The organism is Streptomyces sp. SID3343 (assembly GCF_009865215.1).
Taxonomy (GTDB): Bacteria; Actinomycetota; Actinomycetes; order Streptomycetales; family Streptomycetaceae; genus Embleya.
In genome coordinates, this window is the sequence record NZ_WWJX01000713.1 from 1 (window position 1) to 428 (window position 428).

Genomic DNA, 428 nt, shown 5'->3' on the forward strand with positions numbered 1-428 from the left:
CGGGATGTCCTCCCCCGCGCCCAACCGGGTCAGGAGAGCGGCGAGACCCGCCTGCAAAACCATGAACAGACTCGCACCGGTGCCCCTCGCCACATCGACCAGACGCTGATGCAACCCCGCGTCGATGTCGACCGTCAGATAGTCCCCCCGGTAGGTCATCACCGCGGGACGAGGACGATCCGTCGGCAGCACCAACCGATCCGGTAGACCCGACAACGCCTTGGTCCAATAACGGATCTGTGTCGCGAAGAGGCTGTCCGGATCGTCCTGATCCCCCAACAGCTCGTTCTGCCACAACGTGTAGTCGGCGTACTGCACCGGCAACGCCGCCCAATCCGGCGCCACACCCTGCACCCGCGCCGAATAGGCCCCCGTCAGATCCGACGCCAACGGACCCAACGACCAACCGTCACCCGCGATGTGATGCA

General features: G+C 65.2%; 1 protein-coding gene. It reads right to left on the reverse strand.

What is annotated here, in order from left to right:
* A partial coding sequence (locus tag GT354_RS21625; RefSeq protein WP_161358003.1) for a condensation domain-containing protein occupies positions 1-428 on the reverse strand: 428 nt, incomplete at both ends.